Genomic DNA, 23,610 nt, shown 5'->3' with positions numbered 1-23,610 from the left:
ACGGGGTCCGCCTCTCGCGGGGTTGTCAACTGAACATGGGGATGATCGGTTTCGACAGCGGATGTCGAGATAGGGGAAGCGAGCCGAGGAACGCGGCAATGATCTCGCTAACCATGTGCCGCAAAAAAATAATCGCCAACTCCAAGCGCGATTCCTTCGCCCTCGCTGCCTGATCAGCGACTTGCGAAGTGTCAGCCCGGGTGCGTTCCCGACCCGGTTCCTGGCATCAGCTAGGGAACTCACCGCGTAGACCCGGTCACGGGGTCTGCCGGGACATCTCACAGTGACTGAGCCCGTCGGCAGCTTGTCTGTGTGACTGCCGGGGCTGAGAAAAGCACAGCAGACTGCGCTCGGAGAAGCCCTGTCTCCGCACCGTTGGACGCGGGTTCGATTCCCGCCATCTCCACTGCTCACGAAGGCCCTCGCCGTCCGGCGGGGGCCTTCGCGCGTTCACCGCCCGGTCGGCGCGGTCCCCGGTGCCCGAGGGGCCCGAGGTGCCCGCCCGCCGGGCACGCGGCGCAGGGCCCGCAGGGCGGCGCTGACGGCGGCCACCACGGCGGCCGTGAGCGCGGCGGCGGCCGGCACGGTGAAGGCCGTGCTCCCGCCGGTGTGCTCCGCGGCCCCGCCTCCGAGCGCGGCGCCGAGGGCCACGCCGCCCAGGAGGGCGGTGACGGCGAGCGTCATGCCCTCGTTGAGGCGGCTCGGCGGGACGGTGGCCTGGACGATCCCCATGCCGGTGACCATGGTCGGGGCTGTGGCCATGCCCGCCAGCAGCAGCGCCGGGGCCAGGACGGCGAGGCTGCCGGTGCCGGCGGCGGCAGCAAGGGGGAGGGCCATGAGGCAGGCCATCGCCGTCACGCACACCACGAAGCGGCGACCGGGGGCGGCGGCGGCCGGGGCGAGACCGTACAGCAGTCCGGCGGCGCAGGAACCCGCCGCCTGGAGGCCGAGGACGAGTCCGGCCGCCCCGCGCCGCCCCTGGGCGTCGGCGAACGCGATGGTGGCCACCTCCAGGGAGCCGAACACCGCTCCCGTGGCGAGGAACGTCACCAGGAGCGCGGGCAGGCCCGGCCGCCGCAGGAGGCCGCGTCCGGCGGCGGGCTCCCGGGCGGCGACGGGCGGTTCGGTGCGGCGCTGCGCGGCGAAGAGCAGCGTGCCGACCAGGAGCAGGGCCGCACCCGACAGGGTTCCGGCGTACGGGCCGACCGTGACGCACAGGAAGGTGGCGAGGACCGGGCCCGCCATGAAGCAGAGCTCGTCGGCGGCCTGCTCGAAGGAGTTGGCGGTGTGCCGGGCGGCGGCGTCGCCCGCGCAGAGGTGCGCCCAGCGGGCGCGGGCCATGCCGCCCAGGTTCGGCATGGTGGCGCAGGCGGCGTACGCGGCGAAGAGCGTCCAGTCCGGGGCGTCGGCGCGGACGCACAGGACGAGCGCCAGCTGGGCGGCGACGGCCACCGCGACGGCGGGCACGGCGACGCGGGCCTGGCCGAAGCGGTCCACCAGCCGGGCGGTGAGCGGGCCGACGACGGCCGTCGCACCGAGCCCCACGGCCGTGACGGCCCCGGCCAGCGCGTACGAGTCCCGGGTCATGGCGATCATCAGGACGGCCGAGACGGTGAACATTCCCATCGGCATCCGTGCGATGAGGTTCCCCGCGGTGAAGCCCTTCGCTCCCGGCCGGGCGAACAGGCGCGCGTAGGGCGCGAGACGGGAGGGCCGGGGCGGGCGGCGCGGCGGCCGGGGTCCGAGGTCGACGGCGACGAGGGTGGACCCGGAGACGGCCAGCAGGGTGGTGGACGGCATGCGTTCACCCTGGCCGGGCCCGCTCGACGGCGTCCAACACCTGATGACTGGCCATTCACCCGCTCGCGTTGTCACTATGGGCCGATGCCCCGCACTCCCGACCCGCGACTGCTGCGCGCGTTCGTCGCCGTCGCCGAGGAGCTGCACTTCACCCGCGCCGCCGCCCGGCTGTTCGTGGCGCAGCAGGCGCTGAGCCGCGACGTGCGGCGGCTGGAGCGGGAGCTGGCCGTGCCGCTGTTCCTCCGCACGACGCGGCAGGTGACGCTCACGGCCGACGGGGAACGGCTGCTGCCGCACGCCCGGCGGGTCCTGACGGCCTACGACGAACTGGCCGCCGCCGTCCTCGACGGGGACCGCCCGCTGGTGGTGGACGTCGCGGCGCCGGTCAGCACGGGGCAGCGGGTGCTGGACGCGGTCCGGGAGGCGGCGCCCGAGCTGGAGTTCGTGGCCCGGTTCCACAGCGGGCTCGCGGGAGCGGCGGCCGGGATCGTCGCCGGGGCCGTCGACGTGTCGTTCGGGAGGGTCGCCGGGCTCGACCCCGCGCTGCGGACACACCTCGACCATCGACTCCTCCGCCACGAGCGGGTCGCCGTGCTGCTCCCGGAGGGCCACCGGCTCGCCGCCCGCACGGTCGTGCCCGTCGCCGAACTGGCCGGGGAGACGCTCTACGCGGGAGCGGGCAACGCGGACACGGCCGAGTGGACGGACTACGCCCGGCTGCTCCTCGCCGGGCGCGGCGCCGGGCTCGCGCCGCCGTTCCCGAAGATCGAGGGGGACGCCGAGTTCGTCCGCGTCGTCCGCCGCCGGGGCTGGTCCGTGCTGGCGAGCGAGGTGTTCGTCGACGTTCCCGGCATGGTGCTGCGCCCGCTGACGGACCCGGTGCCGCTCTCGCCGGTGTCGGTGGTGTGGCGGCGGGGGCTGCGGCACCCCGGGCTGACGGCCCTGCTGACGGCCGGGGCTCGGCTGGCCGCACGGGAGGGGTGGCTCGTCCGTCCGCCCGGCTCCTGGCTGCCCGCCGCGGACGAGGCGCTCGGAACCTGAGAGTCCGCAGGGCCCCGTGGTGTCATCGGATCGTCATGTGATGTGCGCGTCCGATGGGTGATACGTCGGACTTGTGTGCGGCGATGTGCGGTAGATTCAGCGCGACGCGGTGTTTGAGGGCGGGCAGGCGCCGGGCGAAGGTTCCGGCGCGGCAGCGGTTCGGAACGTACCCAGCGGGTGAACGGCACCTTCGTGGCGACCCTCGACAGAGCGCTCGGTCGTCGAGGGGTGCACACAGATCATGAGCTTGAACTCTCCTGTCTTCGTGGACAGCAGCGGGCGGAGACGGCGCACGCTGCGCCGGGTCGGCTGGCTCCTCGGGGTCGCCTGCGCCTGCTACGCCGTGGTGCTGGGCGTCAGCCTCGCGGGCGGGAACGCGAGCGCTCCCTGGCTGCCCATCTCCGGACAGGACGACGCCGGTTCGGACAAGATCGTCATACCGGACGACGCCGAGCCCGAGGAGAGCCCCACCTCCACCGCCTCCGAGCGGGTCGCCGCCGAGCCCCGGGAACCCGCCGCCGACCCCGTGGTCCCCGCCGAACCCGCGCCCCCGGCCGCCCCCGAACCCGTCCGGCCGTCCGACCGGACGTCCGCGCCCCCCGAGACGGCGGAGGACGCCGAGCCGGAGCCCGCCGAGAGCCCCGAGCCGGAGACCGAGCCCGAGACCCCCGCCGACGAGGACCCGCCGCCGGACGACGACACCCCGCAGGAGGAACCGTCGCCGACCGCCGAGGAGTCCGGCGATCCGGACGGCGCCGGCGAACCCGACGGTCAGCAGTCCGGCGACGGCGTCCAGGCGGACCGATGAGCAAGGCCGCCCACAGGCGGCAGCGCGGTCCCCGCCGCCTGCCGCTGCGCTACCTGCTGCCCTCGCTCGTCCTCGTCGCCGTCGTGGCGATGATGCTGCTGCGCGGCTACGTCCACAGCGAGTTCCTCGCCGACCACCGGGTCGGTGCGCCCACCGCGCAGGACGAGGTCCCGCGGGAGGTGCTGGAGGGCGGGCCCGTCATCGACGCCCGCGGGCCCGAACCGACGACGCACCGCGTCCCGGACCGCACCATCGTGCTGACCTTCGACGACGGCCCCGACCCCACCTGGACGCCGAAGGTCCTCGACGAACTGGCCCGCTACGACGCCCGGGGCGTCTTCTTCATCACCGGCGCCATGGCGGCCCGCCATCCCGAACTCGTCCGGCGCATGGTCGACGAGGGGCACGAGATCGGCCTGCACACCTTCAACCACCCGGACCTGGGCCTGCAGACCCGGGACCGCATCGACTGGGAACTGGCGCAGAACCAGCTCTCCCTCGCCGGGGCGGCCGGCATCCGCACCTCCCTCTTCCGCCCGCCCTACTCCTCCCACTCCCACGCGCTGGACAACAACGGGTGGGAGGTCACGCGCTACATCGGCGGGCGGGGCTACATCACGGCCCTCAACGACACCGACAGCAAGGACTGGGCGCGTCCCGGCGTGGACGCGATCATCGAGAACGCCATGCCGAAGGAGGAGGACGCGGGGGCGATCGTCCTCCTGCACGACGCAGGCGGCGACCGCTCCCAGACGGTGGCGGCCCTCGGCCGGATGCTCCCCGAGCTCAGGGACCGCGGCTACCGCTTCACCAACCTCACCGAGGCACTGGGCACGCGCAGCGCCCACACACAGGTGAGCGGCTTCGAGCTGTGGAAGGGCAAGGCGTTCGTCGGCGCCGTCACCGTCTCCAAGAACGCGATGGGCGTCCTCACCGTGCTCCTCGCGGTCATCGGCACCCTGGTCTTCGCCCGCTTCGGCATGATGCTCCTGCTGTCGTTCCTGCACGCCCGCCGCGTCCGACGGCCCGACTTCTCCTGGGGCCCGCCGGTCACCGAGCCGGTCACCGTGCTCGTCCCCGCCTACAACGAGCGCAAGTGCATCGCCAACACCGTGCGCTCCCTCGCCCGGAGCGACCACCCGATCGAGGTCATCGTCATCGACGACGGCTCCAGCGACGGCACGGCCGACGTGGTGGAGGCCATGGCCGTACCCGGCGTGCGCGTCGTGCGGCAGCCCAACGGCGGCAAGCCCGCCGCCCTCAACAACGGCATCGCCCACGCCGGCCACGACATCGTCGTCATGATGGACGGCGACACCGTCTTCGAGCCCTCCACCGTGCGCGAGCTGGTGCAGCCCTTCGGCGACCCGGAGGTCGGAGCCGTCGCGGGCAACGCCAAGGTCGGCAACCGCGACACGCTCATCGGCGCCTGGCAGCACATCGAGTACGTCATGGGCTTCAACCTCGACCGCCGCCTGTACGACGTGCTGCGCTGCATGCCCACCATCCCCGGCGCCGTCGGAGCCTTCCGCCGCACGGCGCTGGAGCGCGTCGGCGGCATGAGCGACGACACGCTGGCCGAGGACACCGACATCACCATGGCGCTCCACCGCGACGGGTGGCGCGTGGTCTACGCCGAGAAGGCCCGCGCCTGGACGGAGGCGCCCGAGTCCGTGCAGCAGCTGTGGTCCCAGCGCTACCGCTGGAGCTACGGCACGATGCAGGCCATCTGGAAGCACCGCCGCGCCCTCGTCGAACGTGGTGCCTCGGGTCGGTTCGGCCGGGTCGGGCTGCCGCTGGTGTCGGCGTTCATGGTCGTCGCACCGCTGCTCGCTCCGCTCATCGACGTCTTCCTCCTCTACGGCATCATCTTCGGCCCGACCGGCAAGACGGTCCTGGCCTGGCTCGGCGTCCTCGGCGTCCAGGCCCTCTGCGCGGCCTACGCCTTCCGGCTGGACCGCGAGAAGATGACGCACCTGCTCTCCCTGCCGCTCCAGCAGATCCTCTACCGCCAGCTCATGTACGTCGTCCTCCTCCAGTCCTGGATCACCGCACTGACCGGTGGCCGACTGCGCTGGCAGAAGCTCCGCCGCACCGGCGCGGTCGACGCGGCGCCCGCGGCGGGGGACCGCACCGAACCGCGAGAGACGAGCCCCGTCGCATGACCGCCACCGTGCCCCCGCCCGGCCACCGGGCGGGGGGGACGCGGGACGTGCCCGCGTCCCCCGCCGAGACGTCTCCCGCCGCGTCGCGCGACCGCTATCTGGACCTCCTGCGGGCGCTCGCGCTGCTGCGGGTCGTCGTCTACCACACCTTCGGGTGGGCGTGGCTGACGTTCCTCTTCCCGTCGATGGGCGTGATGTTCGCGCTCGCCGGTTCGCTGATGGCCCGCTCGCTGCGGCGCCCGGCGCCCGGCGTCATCAAGCGGCGCGTCCGGCGGCTGCTGCTGCCCCTGTGGCTGTACGGCGTCCTCGTCCTGAGCGTGCTCTTCTACCAGGGCTGGGGCCCGGCCAAGGGGGAGGAGGTCTGGTTTTGGGTGCGGCTGCTGTGCTGGGTCGTGCCGGTCGGCTCCCCACCCTTCCCCTGGCACATCGGCGACGAGGGCGGGCTGCTCTCCGACACCTGGGCCGTGCAGGCGGCGGCGCCGCTGTGGTACCTGCGGGCCTACTTCTGGTTCGTGCTGCTCTCCCCGCTGCTGCTGTGGTGCTTCCGCAGGCTGCCCTGGGTGACGCTGCTCGCCCCCCTCGGCCTCACCGCGCTGCTCGGTACCGGGTTGGTGGAGATCCCCGGCCAGACCGGCCACGCGGTCGTCGACTTCGTGACCTTCGGCTCCTGCTGGGTCCTGGGCTTCGCCCACCACGACGGGCTGCTCCGACGCATCCCCGCCTACGTCGCACCCTCCCTCGCGCCGGTGTTCATGGCCGTCGGCCTGTGGTGGGCCACCGGGCACCCGGGCGCCGACGGCATGGACCTGAACGACATCCCGCTCGCCCAGGCCCTGTGGTCCTTCGGCTTCTGCGTCCTGCTGCTGCGGATCAGTCCGTCCTGGGAGCGGCTGCCGGAGCGGCTGGCCCGCTGGGACAAACCGATCACGCTCGCCAACAGCCGCGCCGTCACGCTGTACCTCTGGCACGAGATCGCGCTCATCGCGTCGATTCCCCTGCTGGACCCGCTGTGGGACATCCCCGGTGTCTGGCCCACCCACGCCGAACTGCTGACCAGCCTCTACCCGCCGCTGATGTTCGTACTGGTCTGGCCGCTCGTCGCGCTGTTCATCGTGGCCGTCGGCTGGGCGGAGGACATCGCCGCCGGCCGCCGTCCACGGCTGTGGCCGGTACGGCGCTGAGCCGCACCCGGACGCCGAACGGGACGGTCGGGGCCACCCGTTCGGGCCGGCCCGGGAGCGCCGGCCGACGCCGGCGCCTAGCGTTGCGGACGTGGCCCCCGAGCTGATCCGCATCGCCACCCGCTCCTCCCCGATGGCCCTGGCCCAGGTGGAGCGGGTCCGGCGCGAGCTGGCGAAGCTGTTCCCCCGGACGGCGACGAAGGTCGTGCCCGTCACCGCCTACGGCGACCGATGGACGGGCAACCTCGCCGTCCTCGGCGGCAAGGCCGCCTTCACCCGCGAGGTGGACGCCACCCTGCTGGAGGGCGACGCCGACGTCGCCGTCCACTGCGTGAAGGACGTCCCCGGCGACCTGCCGCTCCCCGAGGGCACCGTCTTCGCCGCGTGGATGCGGCGTGAGGACCCCCGCGACGCCCTCGTCCACCCCGGCGGGCTGACCCTGGACGAGCTGCCCTCGTGCACCCGGATCGGCACCTCCTCCGTGCGCCGGGCGGCCCAGCTCGCCGCTTCCCACCCGCACCTGTGCCGCGTGCCGATCCGCGGGAACGTGGGCAGGCGGCTGGAGAAGCTGGACGAGGAGCGGGTGGACGCCCTCGTCCTCGCCGTCTGCGGCCTCGACCGCGTCGGCTCCGCGGACCGCATCGCCCAGGTCCTCCCCGTCGAGACGATGTGCCCGCCGCTCGGCGCCGGCGTCCTCGGCCTCCAGTGCCGCGAGGGTGACGAGCCGGTGCTCAGCGCCCTGAGGGCGCTCGGCGATCCGGCCACCGCCCGGGAGATGGCCGCCGAACGCGCGCTGCTCGCCGCGCTGCGGGGCCACTGCAACACGCCCGTCGCCGGTTACGCCCGGGCGGGCGCGGAGGGCGCGGTGTACCTGCACGCCCGCGTCTTCACCCCGGACGGCACGACCGTCCTGCGTGCGGAGGAGACCTCCACCGCGGACCCGGCCGACCTCGGCCTCAGCGTGGCCGACGCCCTCCTCGCCCGGGGCGCCCGCGCGCTCATCGACGCGATCGCGCACTGACGTCCGGCCCCGAGCGGGCGAGACGGAAGCCCACGTCGTCGAGGCGGAGGTCGGGGTGGCTGCGCCGCCGCACGGAGGCCCGGCAGCTCCAGTGCTCGTCGAACCAGCCGCCGCCCCGGAGCACCCGGTACTCCCCGTAGACCTCGGCGTCGTAGACGTCCCAGCACCATTCCCAGACGGTGCCGAGCATGTCGTACAGCCCCCAGGCGTTGGGCCGCTTCCCGCCGACCTCGGGCAGCCGCTCGCCCGCGTTGCGCCGGTACCAGGCGACGTCGTCCAGCGGGCCGTACCGGGGACCCCCGGTGCCCGCGCGGCAGGCGTGTTCCCACTCCGCCTCGGTGGGCAGCCGGTAGCCGTCGGCGCCGGGGTTCCGGACCACGCCCTCCCCGCCGGGAAGCCGCCGGTAGGCGGGCGCGAGCCCCTCCCGCGCCGAGAGGGCGTCGCAGAAGGCGACGGCGTCCCGCCACGAGACGCTTTCCACCGGCAGCCGCTCGCCCCGCGCGGCGGCCGGCCGGGACCCGGCGACCCGGGCGTAGAGGTCCTGGGTGACGGGCACGGGCGCGAGGCGGAACGCCGGGACGTCCACCGTCCAACTCCGCTGCGTCCGGCGGTCCGAGAGCCTCACCCGCCCCGCGGGGACACTGATCACGGGGCCGTTCCCACGGTGGCGTCGGCGGACTGCGCGGCTGGTGGTTCCGGTGTCATGGTCCGCACGCTCGCACACCCCGAGCCCCCACCGCACGCCCTTATCCGTGCGGGCTCGCGCCCACCCGCGCCGACTCGGCACCGGGCGCGACCCGGGGTCTACCGGCCGCTCCCCTCCCGGGAGCGCTCGTGCTCCAGCGCCGCCGCGCGGGCGCGGGTGAAGTCGCCCCGCAGGACCCGGTCGGCGAGCCGCCCTTCGACCAGGGAGCCGAAGCCGGTCGCCGCCCACAGGCTCCGGTCGCCCGGGACCTGGAAGTACGGCACCAACCGGCCGTCGCACTCGTCGGTCAGGACCTCCGGCGGGCGGTGGTACCGCACATCCCACGCGCACTGGAGGCAGGCGCGCACCTCCAGGGTTCGGGCGCTGCCGACGGCCCGCCACTCCACGTGCCGCAGAGCCTGGCCGTGCAACGGGTGGAAGAAGCAGACCGGAACGCGGGGGCGGGTGGAGGCGCGCCGTCCCTCGGCGGCGTTCCGGGCGGCGGTCAGTCCGTCCTGGCCCTCGGCGATCAGCACGAGGACACCGGCGACGTCCACCCGCCCGCGCGCCGCGTCGAGCACGGCGGCCGCCGCCGCGTAGGCGTCCAGCGCGCGTTGGAGACCCTCGTGCGGGCAGTCGGCCCCGCCCGGTCCGTCCGGCTGGTCCGCCGCGGCGCCGTCCGTGTCGCGGGCGTCCAGTGGCGAGGGCGGCAGAGACAGCCCGAACTCCTTGATCACCCGGGAGAGCGCGAGGATCTCGTCGTGTGCCTGCCGCCGCAACCGCTCCAGCGCCTCCCGCTCCACGCTCGGCACCACCGCCAGCGGAACGCGGAACTCCGCCCGCTCGCCCGGCGCCGTCCGCCCGACCCGTCTGCGGTGCCACCCGTACGCGGCGGCGACCCCGCCGGCGCCGGTGAGACTCAGCAGCAGCGTGGGGATCTCAGCGAACACCGGCGAACTCCCTGGCGGCGTTGACGACGGACTGGACATCGGGTCCACGGCTCAGCACACCTGTCGTGTCGCGGTAGTGCCGCCGCTTGAGACGTCCCGGGGCGGGCAGGGTCAGCGGCGCGCCCCCGTCGCGGTGGCACGAGGGGCACAGCCATGTCGAGGAGGCCGAGGCGCCCGGTCCCCCCAGCATGCGGATCGCCCGCGTGGCGCTCTCGTAGATGCCCGGACCGTGCAGCGGGTTGACCTGGCAGAAGGAGTGGAAGTACGGCGACCCGCCTCCCCAGCGGTGCCTGCGCCTGGGGACGATCAGGGTGCGACGGGTCAGCCCGGCCCACCCGCACCGGGCGAGGGCGATCGCGGCGACGAGCGTCTCGGCGTCCGCGTCGCCGTCCACCCGGTGGTCGCCGTCCCGGTCCACGAGCAGGACGGCCGCGTCGAGCCGGTCCCAGGCGGTCATGCGGAAACCGTCGTCCGGCGCGGCGACGGCGTCGAACTGCTCGCTCAGGGTGGAGATGTCGGCGGCCGCTGTACGCCTGAGCCAGCCGAGGGAGGGGGCGTGCGGTGCGGTCAGATCCAACGGGCGGCGGACCGAGGCCGGGTCGCGCGCCGCGTCGTACGGCCCGCCGCCACCCTCCTTCGGGCGGGACTCCGGGCGGGGGAGAGCCCAGTCGGTCAGCCCGGTCGGTTCGATGACCGGGCGCAGGACCCGGTCCACCGCTCCCCGCTCCCCCATGCCGGGCAGTCTATCGAGGCGGAGGTTCCATCCGACCCCGCGGGCGCGCCACGCGATGGTCCTGGCCTCCTCGGCCGCTCCGGGAACAGGCCCTTCGGCGTGCCTCGCCGTGGGGGGGCGTGCGGGCGTAGCCTGGAAGGGCAAGCCTCCCCGAGGATGTGAGGAGGTGGCGTGAAGCAGATGTGGCAGAGCGCTGCTGGGCCGCGTCGGCGGGGGACGTGAGGACCGGCCTCCAGCAGGGCACGGAGAACCCCGACACCGCGACCCCGCGCGCGCGGGGTCGCGGTCTGCGCGGGTGCACGCACGCAAGGAGGCCGACGTGGACGTCGATGTCGTCAACGCCACCGGTCCGCACCGGTTCGAAGCCCGTCTCGGCGAACGGATCACGGGGGTCGTCGCCTACCGGGACCGGGGCAGGGTGCGGGAGCTGATCCACACCGAGGTGGACGCCGAGTTCGAGGGGCAGGGCGTCGCGAGCGACCTGACGCGCGGAGCGCTCGACTCCATCCGCGCCGAGGGCCGGCTGGTGCGGCCCACCTGCCCGTACGTGACCGGGTGGCTCTCCCGCCACCAGGACTACCAGGACCTGGTCGCCTCCGGACCGGGGGCGTAGGGGCCCGCACCCCCACCGCTCCGATGCGGGCCTCGCGGTGGTTCGTCCCGGTATCGGGACCGGGTCGGCCACCGAGGGCGTGCAGACCCTTGCCGTCGGCGACGAACTGATGATTTCCTGTCACTCGTGTGGCGCCCCTGTGATGATCAGCGGGCGACAACGGGCCGGACCTGACCAGTCGTCGGCCTGTCGACCCAACAGCGGAGACGTCATGACCACGCTTGTGGCGGTCGGGGGAGCGAACACCGACCACGCCCGACTTCGGCGCGCACGCGCCCCTCTGACGGACACTCGGGGGCCCGTCAGATGAAATCGCCACCCCCCACGCCCACGGCCTTGCTCCTCAACCCCCGCGGTGAGGCCGTACGGGCGGCCCGCGCGGTCGGGGCCCGGACCCTCGTGGTCGGCCCCGACCTCGCGGCTCCGGGGATGCGGCGCACCCTCGCCGAGGCCGACGAGGCCGTGGAGTGCGACTGGAGCGACACCCGGCGGCTGCTCAACGTGCTGCGGCCGTTCAGCGGGATGCCCCAGACGTCCGTCTTCGGCTTCGACGCGGCGTCCGCGCTGCACGCGTCCTACGCCAACGCGATCCTGCGCCTTCCGGGTAACCCGCCCGGTGTGCTACGCGCGTTGACCGAGCCGGCCGCCCTGCGGGAGCTCGCCAACCGCTACACCCCCTACCCGGTGCGGGCCGAGCGGTGCGACGCGCCCGGGCTGGCCGACGCCGCCCGGCGCACCGGCTTCCCCTGCCTCGTCCGCCCCGCGACGGGACGGGCCCGCCTGCTCCACACCCCTGCGGACGCCGAGGCCCTCGCCGTCTCCTGCGCCGAGGCCCCGGAGACGGGCCCCCTGCTGGTGGAGGAGTGCCTCGACGGCCCGGCGTACGACGTCTGCGCGCACTCCTACGGCGGCGCCCACACGGTGCACAGCGTGGCGCCCGCGGGCACGACCGCCGCCTGCGGGGACTTCGGCCAGGCCGCCCACGGAGACGTCTTCGGGACGGACGCCGTCCCCGACGGGCCCGCACCGGCCGGCCTGCGCCCGGAGGACCTGCGCGCCGTCCGGCGCCTGGTCACGGTGACCCTGGAGGCCGTCGACCACCAGGTGGGCCTCACGCACGCCACCGTCGTCCGGACCGCCCAGGGGCCCAGGCTGCTCGCGGCGGGTCCGGGCCCCGTGCCCGGAGCGGAGTGCTCCCTGTACGAGTTGGCCGTCACCGCGGTGCTCGGGCTGCCCCGGCCCGCTCACCAGGCGGCCGTCGGGTAGGTGAGCGGGAGGTTTCGCCCGTGTCACGTTCCGCCACAGGCCCGAAACCCTGGCGCTCTACTCTCGGTCCCGATGACGACGTGTGACGAGGAGGCGACGTGAGGACAGGTTCCGACAGCCCGCGCAGAGGCCGCTGGATCGACCACTGGGAGCCCGAGGACGAGACGTTCTGGCGGGAGAAGGGCGCCCGGATCGCAGGCCGCAACCTGCTCTTCTCCGTGATCTCGGAGCACATCGGCTTCTCCATATGGACCCTGTGGTCGGTGCTCGTCCTCTTCATGGGGCCCGAGTACGGGATCGACGCGGCGGGCAAGTTCTTCCTCGTCGGCATGGCCACGCTCGTCGGCGCGTTCGCCCGCGTGCCCTACACCTTCGCCGTCGCCCGCTTCGGCGGCCGGAACTGGACGGTGATCGCCGCGTCGCTCCTGCTGGTGCCGGGCATCGCGGCCTACGTCGTCATGGAGCCCGGCACGTCGTACACGACCTTCATGCTGGTGGCGCTGCTGACGGGGGTCGGCGGCGGCAACTTCGCCTCCTCCATGACCAACATCAACGCGTTCTACCCGCTGCGCAGGAAGGGCTGGGCGCTCGGCCTCAACGCGGGCGGCGGGAACGTGGGCGTGCCGGTGATCCAGCTCGTCGCCCTCGCGGTCATCGCCACGGCGGGCGCCGGGCAGCCGCGCGTGCTGCTGGCGATCTACCTGCCGCTCGTCGTCGTCGCCGCCGTCTGCGCCTGGCTGTTCATGGACAACCTGAGCGTCATGCAGAACGACACCGGCGCCGCTCGGGAATCCGTGCGCGACCGGCACACCTGGATCATGTCCTTCCTGTACGTCGGCACGTTCGGCTCGTTCATCGGATACAGCTTCGCGTTCGGCCTCGTGCTCCAGAACCAGTTCGACCGCACCCCGCTGCAGGCCGCCTCCCTGACGTTCATCGGCCCGCTCCTCGGCTCGCTGATCCGCCCCCTCGGCGGTTCGCTCGCCGACCGCTACGGCGGCGCCCGCATCACCCTGTGGAACTTCGCCGGCATGGCCGCCGCGACCGTGGTGATCATCCTGGCGTCCGTCCAGGAGTCGCTGCCCGTCTTCCTCGGCGGCTTCATCGTGCTGTTCGTCCTCACCGGCGTGGGCAACGGCTCCACCTACAAGATGATCCCCGGCATCTACCACGCCAAGGCCCTCGCCCTCGGCCTCACCGGCGAGGACGCCGCCCGCTACGGCCGCCGGCTCTCCGGGGCGGCCATCGGACTCATCGGCGCGGTCGGAGCGGTCGGCGGCCTGGGCATCAACCTGGCCTTCCGCCAGTCCTTCCTCTCCACCGGCACGGGCATCAGCGCCTTCACCGCCTTCCTGGTCTTCTACGGCCTGTGCTTCGCCGTCACCTGGGCCGTATACCTCCGCCGCCCCGCTGCCACGGGCCGCCGCACGGCGGCCCCCGGCACGGTGTCCGGCGACCGTGCGGACGCGGCCGACGAGCGTCCCACCTACGCCCGGGTCTGACCGGCCCGGCGATACCGGCACCACCCCGTTCCGGCGGCACCGCCACCGGAACGGGGTGGCACTGCGGCGGTGCCGCCGACGACGATCCGACGAACGGCGGAACCCCCGCGTAACAGGCGGGAAACGCGGTGGAACCGAGCCTGTCACGCGGCACGGGCAGGCTCGGTTGCACGGTGTGCGACCCCAGGGGACGAGGACCACTTCCCATGCAAGAACCCACGCACGACATCAAGCCCCTCGCGGGCTTCACGATCGGCGTCACGGCGGCCCGCCGGGCCGAGGAGCTGATCGCGCTCCTCGAACGCCGGGGCGCCGTGGTGCAGCACGCCCCCGCCCTGCGCATCGTGCCGCTCACCGACGACTCCGAACTCCTCAGCACCACCGAGCGGCTCCTGGCCGCCGCCCCCGACACCGTCATCGCCACCACGGCCATCGGCTTCCGCGGCTGGATCGAGGCCGCCCACGGCTGGGGTCTGGGCGAGGACCTGCTCGCCCGCCTCGACGGCGTCGAGCTGCTGGCCCGGGGGCCCAAGGTGCGCGGCGCGATCCGTGCCGCCGGGCTGACCGAGGCGTGGTACCCCGAGTCGGAGTCGATGGCCGAGGTCCGCGCACGGCTGCTGGCCCAGGGCGTGGCGGGCCGCCGCATCGCGGTCCAGCTGCACGGCGAGCCCCTGCCGGGCTTCAGCGAGGCGCTGCGCTCGGCGGGCGCGGAGGTCGTGCCCGTCCCCGTCTACCGCTGGCTGCCGCCGGAGGACCCGTCCGCGCTCGACCGGCTGATCGACGCCCTGCGCGCCCGGGCCCTGGACGCGGTCACCTTCACCAGCGCCCCCGCCGCGCTGTCCCTGCTGCGCCGGTCCGAGGAGCGCGGACTGCGCGAGGAGGTGCTGGCGGCGCTGCGCGCGGACGTGCTCCCCGCCTGCGTCGGCCCGGTGACGGCGGCGGTCCTGGAACGCCACGACGTCCCGACCTCCCAGCCCGAACGCTTCCGCCTCGGACCGCTCGTGCAGCTGCTGTGCGCGGAACTACCGGGCGCGGTACGGCCGTTGCCCGTGGGCGGGCGATGGCTGGAGATCCGCGGTCACGCCGTCGTCGTCGATGGCGAGCTGCGCCCCGTCCCGCCCGCCGGAATGGCGCTGCTGGGCGCGCTGGCCGCGCGGCCCGGCTGGGTGGTGCCGCGCGCCGACCTCCTGCGGGCGCTGCCGGGCGCGGGCCGCGACGAGCACGCCGTCGAGACGGCCATGGCCCGGCTGCGCTCCGCGCTGGGCGCGCCCAAGTTGATCCAGACGGTCGTCAAGCGCGGCTACCGGCTGGCCGTCGACGCCTCCGGGTGAGAGATCCGCGCCCCACCGGCTGAACGGAGTGCGTGCCCCGCCCGTATGCAAGGGTGGGCGCGGAACGCGCCAAGAACTCGCACGTCGTATCGACCGGGGGGCGCACCGTGAGTGAGGATGCCGGCGTGGCCGACCGAACGTCGCAGGACGACGCCCTCATGCGAGCCCTCTACGACGAGCACGCCGGACCGCTGCTGGCCTTCGTGCTGCGCCTGGTCGGCGGCGACCGCCACCGCGCCGAGGACGTCGTGCAGGAGACGCTGCTGCGCGCCTGGCGCAACGCCGAACAGCTCCAGCGGGCCACCGGGTCGGTGCGGCCGTGGCTGGTGACGGTCGCCCGCCGCATCGTCATCGACGGTCACCGCAGCCGACGGGCCCGGCCGCAGGAGGTGGACGCCGCGCCGCTGGAGACGATCCCGGCCGCCGACGAGATCGACCGCGCGCTGCGCCTCATGACGATCTCCGAGGCCATGGCCGATCTCACCGACGCCCACCGCGAGGCGCTGGTGGAGACGTACTTCAAGGGCCGCACGGTGAACGAGGCGGCCGAAGTGCTCCGGGTGCCGCCCGGTACCGTCCGGTCCCGGGTCTTCTACGCGCTGCGCTCGATGAAGCTCTCGCTGGAGGAGAAGGGGGTGACGGCATGACCACCGGGGACCCGCACGCGCACCACACGGACGTCGGTGCCTACGCCATCGGTGTGCTGGACCCCGCCGACGCGGCGCGCTTCGAGGAGCACCTGGCCGTGTGCAGCGCCTGCGGGCGCGAGTTGGAGGAACTGCTGGGCCTCGGTCCCGTGCTCGCCGAGTACGCGCGGGACGCCCCGGGCGCCGACGCGCTCACCGCCCGCCCCGGTCCGGGGCTGCTGGCGGGGCTGCTCGACGAGGTCGCGGCCACCGCGCGGCGGCGGCGCGGTCGGCGGCTCGCCCTGGTCGCCGCGGCCGTCGTCCTCCTCGTCGCCGGTCCGGTCGCCGGCGCCGCCTGGAGCGAGCGGGACGGCGGCCCGGCGCAGGCGCGCGGCGCGGCCGAGGCCGTCTTCGCCGACGGCGACAAGCTGACGGCCACCGACCCCGGCACCCGGGTCGCCGCCACCGTCTCCACCGTGCCGCGCGCCTGGGGCACGGAGATCGCCGTGCGGCTCGACGGCGTCACCGGGCCGCGGACCTGCGGCCTCGTGGCCGTCGGCACCGACGGGACCGAGCAGACGGTCACCACGTGGTCGGTGCCCGCCGGCGGCTACGGCTGGGAGGAACCGCGCCTGTACGTGGGCGGTGCCGCCTACGACCGTCCCGAGATCGCCCGCTTCGAGGTGCGCACCCTGGACGGGGAGCACCTCGTCACCGTCCCCGGCTGAGCGGCGTCGCGCCCGTCGCCGCAGCTCACCCCGGGTCGTCGTGCGTGCGCAGGGGGGCCCGGGTCGCGTACGGTGGACGGCTGCCCTGGACACAGCGGAAGGGGGCCCTTGCGTTGGAGGCGCAGGACACCGGCGTGCGGGAACGCGAGATCCACGCCGAGCAGAACCACCTGGACGCGGTCTACCGCCGCCTGGCGGAGAAGATCCACGACGCCGAGTTCCTGATGGCCGACGCGGGCCGGCGCGCCCAGGTCGGCACGCCCGGCGCGCTCGCCGAACGGGACGCCCAGGTGTTCCGCGCCGGCGTCCACCTGAACCGGCTCAACAGCGAGTTCGAGGACTTCCTCTTCGGCCGCATCGACCTGCTGGACGGCAAGGACGGGGAGCGGGGCCCCGACGGCGCCTACACCTCCGTGGAGCCCGCCGAGGGAGCGGTCCGCCCGGACATGACCGCCGACATCGCCGAGACCCTGCACATCGGCCGGCTCGGCGTGCTCGACGCCGACTACGCCCCGCTCGTCATCGACTGGCGCGCCCCCGCCGCCGCCCCCTTCTACCGGGCCACCCCCGTCGCCCCCGGCCGCGTCGTCCGTCGCCGGGTCATCCGCTCCCGGGGCCGCCGGGTCCTCGGCGTCGAGGACGACCTGCTGCGGCCGGAACTGACCGCCCGCCTGGCCGGCGCGGAACTGCCGGTCGTCGGCGACGGGGCGCTGATGGCCGCGCTCGGCCGCGCCCGCGGCCACACCATGCGGGACATCGTCGCCTCCATCCAGGCCGAGCAGGACGAGGTCATCCGGGCCCCGGCCGCGTCCGTCACCGAGGTGGAGGGCGGACCGGGCACGGGCAAGACGGCCGTCGCCCTGCACCGGGCGGCCTACCTGCTCTACCAGGACCGGCGCCGGTACGCGGGCGGCATCCTCGTCGTCAGTCCCACCCCGCTGCTCGTCTCCTACACCGAGGGCGTGCTGCCCTCGCTGGGGGAGGAGGGGCAGGTGGCGATCCGGGCGCTCGGCTCCCTCGTCGACGGAGCGGAGGCCGCCGCGTACGACCCCATGGACGTCGCGCGGATCAAGGGCTCCAGCCGGATGGCGAAGGTGCTGCGCCGTGCCGCGCGCGGCACGTTGGAGCAGGCCGGCGGGGCGGGGGCCGGGCTGCGGGTGGTCGTCTTCGGCGCCCGCGTCGAGTTGGACGCCGAGGAGCTGCGGGCCGTGCGGACGGCCGCGCTCGGCGGCACCGCGCCGGTCAACCTGCTGCGCCCCCGAGCCCGCAAGCTGCTGCTCGACGCGCTGTGGGAGAAGGCGGGCGGGCCCGTGCGCCACCCGCCGGGCAGCGACCCGGAGCTGGCGGCCGAGGCGCGGCAGGCGTTCGACGACGACGTCTCGGAGGAGGACGCCTTCCAGGAGTTCCTGGCCGCCTGGTGGCCGGAGCTGACGCCCCGGCTCGTGCTCGCGGCCCTGCGCGACGAGCGGCGCCTCGGCCGCTGGGCGCGCCGGGTGCTGCAGCCCCGCGAGGTGCGCCGCCTCGCCCGCTCGCTGTCCCGGCTGGACGCCGCCGGGCAGGGCCCGCTGTCCGTGCACGACGTCGCGCTGCTGGACGAGCTCCAGCAGGTCCTCGGCGCGCCGGCGCGGCCGAGGAAGCGGGAGGTGGACCCGTTGGACCAGTTGACCGGCCTGGCCGAGCTGACCACGGCGGCCGACCGCGACCCCACGCGCCGGGCGACCCGGGCCGAGCGGGCGGGGGAGGACCGCCGCGACTACGCCCACGTCATCGTGGACGAGGCGCAGGACCTCACCCCCATGCAGTGGCGGATGGTGGGCCGGCGCGGACGGCAGGCCACGTGGACGGTGGTCGGCGATCCGGCGCAGTCGTCCTGGTCGGACCAGGAGGACGCGGCCGAGGCGCGGCGGGAGGCTCTCGGCACCCGCCCCCGGCGGCGGTTCGAGCTGACCGTCAACTACCGCAACCCGTCGGAGATCGCGGAGCTGGCCTCGCGCGTCCTGGCGCTGGCCATGCCGGGAACCCAACCGCCCAAGGCGGTGCGCTCGACCGGCCTCGTGCCCCGCTTCGCCGTCGTCGGCGGCCCCGCCGACTCCCGCGGCCGTCCCGGCGGCCTCGGCGACGCGGTGCGCCGGGAGGCGGAGCTGCTGCTCGACGAGGTGGAGGGCACGGTCGGGGTGGTCGTCCCCATGGCCGCGCGGGAGCGGGCGGGCCGCTGGCTGGCCGGCCTCGGTGACCGGGTCGTCGCGCTCGGCAGCCTGGAGGCGAAGGGGCTGGAGTACGACGCGACGCTCGTCGTCACGCCGGCCGAGATCGCCGACGAGTCCCCGGCCGGGCTGCGGGTGCTCTACGTCGCCCTCACCCGGGCCACGCAGCGGCTGACGATCCTCTCCGGCGAGCGTGACCTGCCGGACGGGGACGGGGTGCCGGACCTGCTGCGGGAGTAGGGGCGCCCCGGGCGGGGAGGGGGCGCGGAACGCGGTGAGGCGGGTCCCGGTGCGGGACCCGCCTCACGGACGTGTCAGGTGGCGCCGACCCGCCAGCTCGCCTCGCGGCAAGTGGTCGCTCGCAGCGACGATGGTTGGGCCCGGGGGCATGGATCGGGCCGACGCCACGTCCAGGCTAACAAACGGGATTCCCTTGTGGGCAAGGCCGGTTGTGCGTCCGGTCACGGAGCGGTCCGAACCGGGCGGTGCGGGGGGAGGGACTTCCGTCGGCACGCTTTCTCTCGTATCGTGGAATTATCTTTCCGAATCAAGGTCCGCTTACCGCGTACCCGGAGGTAGGTGCGACGATTCGGAGGCAAACGCGCACCCGCGAAGTGCATGAGGGAAAGCAGAGGAAGTCGGCATGGCAACGGCGCCCAGCGTCTCCTACTCGATGACCGTCCGGCTGGAGGTTCCGGTCGGCGGCTCGGCGGTCAGCCAGATCACCACCGTCGTGGAGTCGTCCGGAGGTCACGTCACCGCCCTTGACGTCACCGCGTCCGGCCACGAGCGGCTGCGCATCGACGTCACGGTCGCCGCGACCTCGACCGACCACGCCGCGCGGATCGTGGACAGGCTCGGCGAGATCGACGGCGTCACGCTCGGGAAGGTCTCCGACCGTACGTTCCTCATGCACCTCGGCGGCAAGATCGAGATGTCGTCCAAGCACCCCATTCGCAATCGCGACGACCTCTCGATGGTCTACACCCCCGGTGTCGCCCGCGTCTGCACGCAGATCGCGGAGAACCCCGAGGACGCCCGGCGGCTGACGATCAAGCGCAACAGCGTCGCCGTCGTCACCGACGGCTCGGCCGTCCTGGGGCTGGGCAACATCGGGCCGCAGGCCGCGCTGCCCGTCATGGAGGGCAAGGCCGCCCTCTTCAAGCGGTTCGCCGGGATCGACGCCTGGCCGCTGTGCCTGGACACCCAGGACACCGACGCCATCGTGGAGATCGTCAAGGCCATCGCCCCCGGATTCGCGGGCATCAACCTGGAGGACATCTCGGCCCCCCGCTGCTTCGAGATCGAGGCCCGGCTGCGCGAGGCCCTGGACATCCCCGTCTTCCACGACGACCAGCACGGCACCGCCATCGTGGTGCTCGCCTCCCTGCACAACGCGCTGCGCGTCGTCGGCAAGGCGATCGGCGACGTGCGGGTGGTCATGTCCGGCGCCGGGGCCGCCGGCACCGCCATCCTCAAGCTGCTCATGGCGGCCGGCGTCAAGCACGCCGTCGTGTGCGACATCAACGGCGTCGTGCACTGCGAGCGCGACGACCTCAAGGCGGCCGACGGCGGCACCGCGCTGCGCTGGATCGCCGACAACACCAACCCCGACGGCGTCACCGGCACGCTCAAGGAGGCCGTGGCGGGCGCGGACGTCTTCATCGGCGTCTCGGCCCCCGACGTCCTGTCCGCCGAGGACGTCGCGGCCATGGCCGAGGGCGCCATCGTCTTCGCGCTCGCCAACCCGGACCCGGAGATCGACCCGGCCGTGGCGCGCCGGACCGCCGCCGTCGTGGCCACCGGCCGCTCGGACTTCCCCAACCAGATCAACAACGTCCTCGTCTTCCCCGGCGTCTTCCGCGGCCTGCTGGACGCCCAGTCCCACACCGTGACCGACGGGATGATGCTGGCCGCGGCCCGCGCCCTGGCCGACGTCGTGGGCGAGGACGAGCTCAACGCGAACTACATCATTCCGAGTGTCTTCAACGAGAAGGTCTCCGGTGCGGTGGCGGACGCCGTCCGGGAGGCCGCGAAGGCGGCTCCGGCGAACTGACCCGCACGGCCGCGGGCCGTCTCCGGGCGGGCGCCGCCCCGCGTCCGGGTGAACGCCGCACGGTGGGCACCCGGACGTCGGGGCGTCCCGCGACGCGGGGGTACGGCGCGTCGCGGGATGACGCGCGGCCCGGCGGCCGTAGGGTTGCGGGCGGACAAAGCCTGCGGAACGTCAGCGCGACGGGACGGCGGAGCTTTTCGTGTGATGCGACGGCCCCGGATTGGCTTTCCCGCCACTGGTGCGGGCAGGATGCGTGCCGGGCGCGAGGGTCTGGGAGCAGACCCCGGGTCGCGGCACTGTCCGAGGGCCCTGGCAGCATCGGCTTCGTCTCACGCCTCAACGGCAAGAAGAACACGGGAGTAACACACATGAACCGCACTGAGCTGGTGGCCGCCCTGGCCGACCGCGCCGAGGTGACCCGCAAGGACGCCGACGCCGTTCTGGCCGCCTTCGCCGAGACCGTCGGCGAGGTCGTCGCGAAGGGCGACGAGAAGGTCACCATCCCGGGTTTCCTCACCTTTGAGCGCACCCACCGTGCCGCTCGCACCGCCCGCAACCCGCAGACCGGCGACCCCATCCAGATCCCGGCCGGCTACAGCGTCAAGGTGTCCGCGGGCTCGAAGCTGAAGGAAGCCGCCAAGGGCAAGTAACCCACGGCAACCAGGGGCGGCCGCCCCGGCCCCCGGGGCCGGAGCGGCCGCCCCTCGCCGTGTGCGCGCGGACGGGCTACGCCGCCTCCACCTTCGCGCCGAGGCCGGGGAGCTTCTCCATGAAGTTCTCGTAGCCCCGGTTGATGAGCTCGATGCCGTGCACGCGGGACGTCCCCTGGGCCGCCAGCGCCGCGATGAGGTAGGAGAACCCGCCCCGCAGGTCCGGGATCACCAGTTCGGAGGCCTGGAGTTTCGTCGGGCCCGACACCACGGCCGAGTGCAGGAAGTTGCGCTGCCCGAAGCGGCACGGCGTGCCGCCCAGGCACTCCCGGTAGAGCTGGATGTGCGCACCCATCTGGTTCAGGGCCTCGGTGAAGCCGAGCCGCGACTCGTACACCGTCTCGTGCACGATCGACAGGCCCGATGCCTGGGTGAGGGCCACGACGAGCGGCTGCTGCCAGTCCGTCTGGAACCCCGGGTGGACGTCCGTCTCCAGCGCGATCGCCTTCAGCGGGCCGCCGGGGTGCCAGAAGCGGATGCCGTCGTCCTCCACGGCGAAGGCGCCGCCCACCTTCCGGTAGGTGTTGAGGAACGTGAGCATCTCGCGCTGGCTGGCGCCGTGCACGTACACGCTGCCCTCGGTCGCCAGGGCGGCGCACGCCCAGGACGCGGCCTCCAGCCGGTCGGGCAGGGCCCGGTGCTGGTAGCCGCCCAGCCGGTCCACACCGGTGATGCGGATGGTGCGGTCGGTGTCGAGGGAGATGATCGCGCCCATCTTCTGCAGGACGCAGATGAGGTCCTCGATCTCCGGCTCGACGGCGGCGTTCGACAGCTCCGTCACGCCTTCGGCCAGGACGGCCGTGAGCAGGACCTGCTCGGTGGTGCCCACCGAGGGGTACGGCAGCTTGATCTTCGTGCCGCGCAGCCGCTGCGGGGCCTCCAGGTACTGGCCCTCGGGGCGCTTCTCGATCGTGGCACCGAACTGGCGCAGCACGTCGAAGTGGAAGTCGATCGGCCGGCCGCCGATGTCGCAGCCGCCCAGGCCGGGGATGAAGGCGTGGCCCAGCCGGTGCAGCAGCGGGCCGCAGAACAGGATGGGAATGCGCGAGGAGCCGGCGTGCGCGTCGATGTCGGCGACGTCGGCGCTCTCCACGTTCGACGGGTCGAGCACCAGCTCACCGGCCTCCGAGCCGGTGCGCACCGTCACCCCGTGCAGCTCCAGCAGTCCCCGGACGACCCGCACGTCACGAATGTCGGGGACGTTGCGCAGGCGGCTCGGTTCGCCGCCGAGGAGGGCCGCGACCATCGCCTTGGGCACGAGGTTCTTCGCGCCGCGGACCCGGATCTCACCCTCCAGCGGGGTGCCGCCGTGGACGAGCAGGACGTCTTCGTTGCCGGTCATGTAACTCGCGATCTCTACAAACTGGGCGGGGGACGAACAAGTGGGCGGGAGACAGAGGAATGGTAGCCGCCGGTCGGCCGGGCCACGGAGGTCCCGCGCGGTCCCGCGCGCCCGGGCCCGGGGGCGCGCGGCACGCCCCGCCCCGGGCGGGCCCGGCGCCCGGGCGCGGCCCGTCCGCGCCCCCGTACGCCGTCACCAGGAGAAACACCACGGGTGGCGCACCTGCCGGAGCGCGTGGACCGCGGTGCGCCGCGTACGGAATCATGGGCGCATGTCCTCCGAGGTGTCCTCGCTCACCGGACGGCTGCTGGTCGCCACTCCGGCACTGACCGATCCGAACTTCGAGCGTGCCGTCGTGCTCCTCCTCGACCACGACCGGGGCGGCTCCCTGGGCGTCGTCCTCAACCGCCCCACCCCCGTCGGCGTGGGCGACATCCTTCAGGCGTGGGCGGAGATCGCGGGCGCCCCCGGGGTCGTCTTCCAGGGCGGCCCGGTGTCGCTGGACGCCGCGCTGGGCGTCGCGCTCATCCCGGGGAGCGAGGGGCCGCTCGGCTGGCGACGGGTGCACGGGGCGATCGGGCTGGTGGACCTGGACGCGCCGCCCGAGGTCCTCGCCGCCGAGCTGGGCTTCCTGCGCATCTTCGCCGGGTACGCGGGCTGGGGCCCGGGTCAGTTGGAGGACGAGGTGGAGGAGGGGGCCTGGTACGTCGTGGACTCCGAGCCCGGCGACGTCTCCTCGCCCGACCCGGAGCGCCTGTGGCGCGCGGTGCTGCGGCGGCAGCGCGGCGAGTTGGCCTTCGTCGCCACGTATCCGGACGACCCCTCGCTCAACTGAGGCCCGTCCCGCA

20 protein-coding genes and 1 other RNA gene are annotated in these 23,610 nt (G+C 74.2%); 16 read left to right on the top strand and 5 right to left on the bottom strand.

Annotation, left to right across the window (positions count from 1 at the left end; genetic code table 11):
- The first annotated feature begins 37 nt into the window (after positions 1-37).
- Positions 38-409, top strand: a transfer-messenger RNA (tmRNA) gene (ssrA, locus tag IF129_RS05150).
- 41 nt (positions 410-450) lie between these two features.
- Here the strand turns inward: ssrA and IF129_RS05145 are convergent.
- A complete protein-coding gene (locus tag IF129_RS05145; protein ID WP_224754244.1) occupies positions 451-1,800 on the bottom strand; it encodes an MFS transporter in 1,350 nt (449 codons plus the stop codon).
- An 84-nt stretch (positions 1,801-1,884) separates the two neighbouring features.
- Here IF129_RS05145 and IF129_RS05140 point away from each other — a divergent pair, with 84 nt between their 5' ends.
- The 5 genes from IF129_RS05140 (at position 1,885) to hemC (ending at position 8,016) form a co-directional block, all read left to right on the top strand.
- Positions 1,885-2,841: a LysR family transcriptional regulator gene (locus IF129_RS05140; protein ID WP_191208163.1), complete on the top strand. Its 957-nt coding sequence runs from the start codon at positions 1,885-1,887 to the stop codon at positions 2,839-2,841.
- 241 nt (positions 2,842-3,082) lie between these two features.
- Positions 3,083-3,649 (top strand): hypothetical protein, encoded by a 567-nt coding sequence (locus tag IF129_RS05135; RefSeq protein ID WP_191208162.1) that lies wholly within the window; start codon positions 3,083-3,085, stop codon positions 3,647-3,649.
- The gene (locus IF129_RS05130) at positions 3,646-5,814 is read left to right on the top strand and encodes a bifunctional polysaccharide deacetylase/glycosyltransferase family 2 protein (RefSeq protein WP_191208161.1); all 2,169 of its coding nucleotides are present in this window, start codon (positions 3,646-3,648) and stop codon (positions 5,812-5,814) included. Before IF129_RS05135 ends, IF129_RS05130 begins: the two co-directional genes overlap by 4 nt.
- Positions 5,811-6,995 (top strand): acyltransferase family protein, encoded by a 1,185-nt coding sequence (locus IF129_RS05125; RefSeq protein ID WP_191208160.1) that lies wholly within the window; start codon positions 5,811-5,813, stop codon positions 6,993-6,995. Before IF129_RS05130 ends, IF129_RS05125 begins: the two co-directional genes overlap by 4 nt.
- Before the next feature lie 91 nt (positions 6,996-7,086).
- Positions 7,087-8,016, top strand: coding sequence for a hydroxymethylbilane synthase (gene hemC / locus IF129_RS05120; protein ID WP_191208159.1), 930 nt, complete (start codon positions 7,087-7,089; stop codon positions 8,014-8,016).
- Here the strand turns inward: hemC and IF129_RS05115 are convergent.
- From IF129_RS05115 to IF129_RS05105, 3 genes are all read right to left on the bottom strand, one after another.
- The gene (locus tag IF129_RS05115; protein WP_191208158.1) at positions 7,994-8,665 is read right to left on the bottom strand and encodes a formylglycine-generating enzyme family protein; all 672 of its coding nucleotides are present in this window, start codon (positions 8,663-8,665) and stop codon (positions 7,994-7,996) included. The two genes, hemC and IF129_RS05115, sit on opposite strands and share 23 nt — an antisense overlap.
- A 155-nt stretch (positions 8,666-8,820) precedes the next feature.
- Positions 8,821-9,651: a hypothetical protein gene (locus tag IF129_RS05110; RefSeq protein WP_191208157.1), complete on the bottom strand. Its 831-nt coding sequence runs from the start codon at positions 9,649-9,651 to the stop codon at positions 8,821-8,823.
- Positions 9,641-10,384: a hypothetical protein gene (locus IF129_RS05105; RefSeq protein ID WP_191208156.1), complete on the bottom strand. Its 744-nt coding sequence runs from the start codon at positions 10,382-10,384 to the stop codon at positions 9,641-9,643. The genes IF129_RS05110 and IF129_RS05105 overlap by 11 nt, the downstream gene beginning before the upstream one ends.
- 319 nt (positions 10,385-10,703) lie before the next feature.
- Between IF129_RS05105 and IF129_RS05100 the strand changes: the two genes are divergently transcribed.
- From IF129_RS05100 to IF129_RS05060, 9 genes are all read left to right on the top strand, one after another.
- Positions 10,704-10,997, top strand: coding sequence for a GNAT family N-acetyltransferase (locus IF129_RS05100; protein WP_191208155.1), 294 nt, complete (start codon positions 10,704-10,706; stop codon positions 10,995-10,997).
- A 336-nt stretch (positions 10,998-11,333) separates the two neighbouring features.
- Positions 11,334-12,263 carry a hypothetical protein gene (locus IF129_RS05095; protein ID WP_191208154.1) on the top strand — a complete coding sequence of 310 codons (930 nt, stop codon included), beginning with the start codon at positions 11,334-11,336 and terminating at the stop codon, positions 12,261-12,263.
- Positions 12,264-12,361: 98 nt separating this feature from the next.
- A complete protein-coding gene (locus IF129_RS05090) occupies positions 12,362-13,765 on the top strand; it encodes a nitrate/nitrite transporter (protein ID WP_191208153.1) in 1,404 nt (467 codons plus the stop codon).
- Between the two features lie 206 nt (positions 13,766-13,971).
- A complete protein-coding gene (locus IF129_RS05085; protein WP_191208152.1) occupies positions 13,972-15,096 on the top strand; it encodes a uroporphyrinogen-III synthase in 1,125 nt (374 codons plus the stop codon).
- A gap of 107 nt (positions 15,097-15,203) precedes the next feature.
- Complete coding sequence (locus IF129_RS05080; protein ID WP_381480130.1) at positions 15,204-15,743, top strand: sigma-70 family RNA polymerase sigma factor; 540 nt, start codon at positions 15,204-15,206, stop codon at positions 15,741-15,743.
- On the top strand, positions 15,740-16,450 hold the full coding sequence (locus IF129_RS05075) for an anti-sigma factor family protein (RefSeq protein WP_191208150.1): 711 nt from the start codon (positions 15,740-15,742) through the stop codon (positions 16,448-16,450). Before IF129_RS05080 ends, IF129_RS05075 begins: the two co-directional genes overlap by 4 nt.
- A gap of 80 nt (positions 16,451-16,530) precedes the next feature.
- Positions 16,531-18,894, top strand: a complete 2,364-nt coding sequence (locus IF129_RS05070) for a HelD family protein (protein WP_381480309.1) — start codon at positions 16,531-16,533, stop codon at positions 18,892-18,894.
- Between the two features lie 403 nt (positions 18,895-19,297).
- The gene (locus tag IF129_RS05065; protein ID WP_191208148.1) at positions 19,298-20,710 is read left to right on the top strand and encodes an NAD-dependent malic enzyme; all 1,413 of its coding nucleotides are present in this window, start codon (positions 19,298-19,300) and stop codon (positions 20,708-20,710) included.
- 368 nt (positions 20,711-21,078) lie between these two features.
- Positions 21,079-21,360: an HU family DNA-binding protein gene (locus IF129_RS05060; protein WP_191208147.1), complete on the top strand. Its 282-nt coding sequence runs from the start codon at positions 21,079-21,081 to the stop codon at positions 21,358-21,360.
- 76 nt (positions 21,361-21,436) lie between these two features.
- Here IF129_RS05060 and murA read toward each other — a convergent pair whose 3' ends face one another.
- Complete coding sequence (murA, locus tag IF129_RS05055; RefSeq protein WP_191208146.1) at positions 21,437-22,762, bottom strand: UDP-N-acetylglucosamine 1-carboxyvinyltransferase; 1,326 nt, start codon at positions 22,760-22,762, stop codon at positions 21,437-21,439.
- 271 nt (positions 22,763-23,033) lie between these two features.
- Between murA and IF129_RS05050 the strand changes: the two genes are divergently transcribed.
- On the top strand, positions 23,034-23,597 hold the full coding sequence (locus IF129_RS05050) for a YqgE/AlgH family protein (RefSeq protein WP_191208145.1): 564 nt from the start codon (positions 23,034-23,036) through the stop codon (positions 23,595-23,597).
- Positions 23,598-23,610: the final 13 nt, after the last annotated feature.

Source organism: Streptomyces chumphonensis, from assembly GCF_014779715.1.
GTDB classification, from domain to species: domain Bacteria; phylum Actinomycetota; class Actinomycetes; order Streptomycetales; family Streptomycetaceae; genus Streptomyces; species Streptomyces chumphonensis.
Note: the sequence above shows the minus strand (reverse complement) of the source record. Positions and strands in the feature narration are given on the sequence as shown.

Coding starts and splice junctions, on each gene's coding strand:
- IF129_RS05130 (WP_191208161.1), top strand. CDS start 3,646: ATGAGCAAGGCCGCCCACAGGCGGCAGCGCGGTCCCCGCCGCCTGCCG.
- murA (WP_191208146.1), bottom strand. CDS start 22,762: ATGACCGGCAACGAAGACGTCCTGCTCGTCCACGGCGGCACCCCGCTG.
- IF129_RS05075 (WP_191208150.1), top strand. CDS start 15,740: ATGACCACCGGGGACCCGCACGCGCACCACACGGACGTCGGTGCCTAC.
- IF129_RS05105 (WP_191208156.1), bottom strand. CDS start 10,384: ATGGGGGAGCGGGGAGCGGTGGACCGGGTCCTGCGCCCGGTCATCGAA.
- IF129_RS05060 (WP_191208147.1), top strand. CDS start 21,079: ATGAACCGCACTGAGCTGGTGGCCGCCCTGGCCGACCGCGCCGAGGTG.
- IF129_RS05065 (WP_191208148.1), top strand. CDS start 19,298: ATGGCAACGGCGCCCAGCGTCTCCTACTCGATGACCGTCCGGCTGGAG.
- IF129_RS05050 (WP_191208145.1), top strand. CDS start 23,034: ATGTCCTCCGAGGTGTCCTCGCTCACCGGACGGCTGCTGGTCGCCACT.
- IF129_RS05085 (WP_191208152.1), top strand. CDS start 13,972: ATGCAAGAACCCACGCACGACATCAAGCCCCTCGCGGGCTTCACGATC.
- IF129_RS05125 (WP_191208160.1), top strand. CDS start 5,811: ATGACCGCCACCGTGCCCCCGCCCGGCCACCGGGCGGGGGGGACGCGG.
- IF129_RS05135 (WP_191208162.1), top strand. CDS start 3,083: ATGAGCTTGAACTCTCCTGTCTTCGTGGACAGCAGCGGGCGGAGACGG.
- IF129_RS05145 (WP_224754244.1), bottom strand. CDS start 1,800: ATGCCGTCCACCACCCTGCTGGCCGTCTCCGGGTCCACCCTCGTCGCC.
- IF129_RS05140 (WP_191208163.1), top strand. CDS start 1,885: ATGCCCCGCACTCCCGACCCGCGACTGCTGCGCGCGTTCGTCGCCGTC.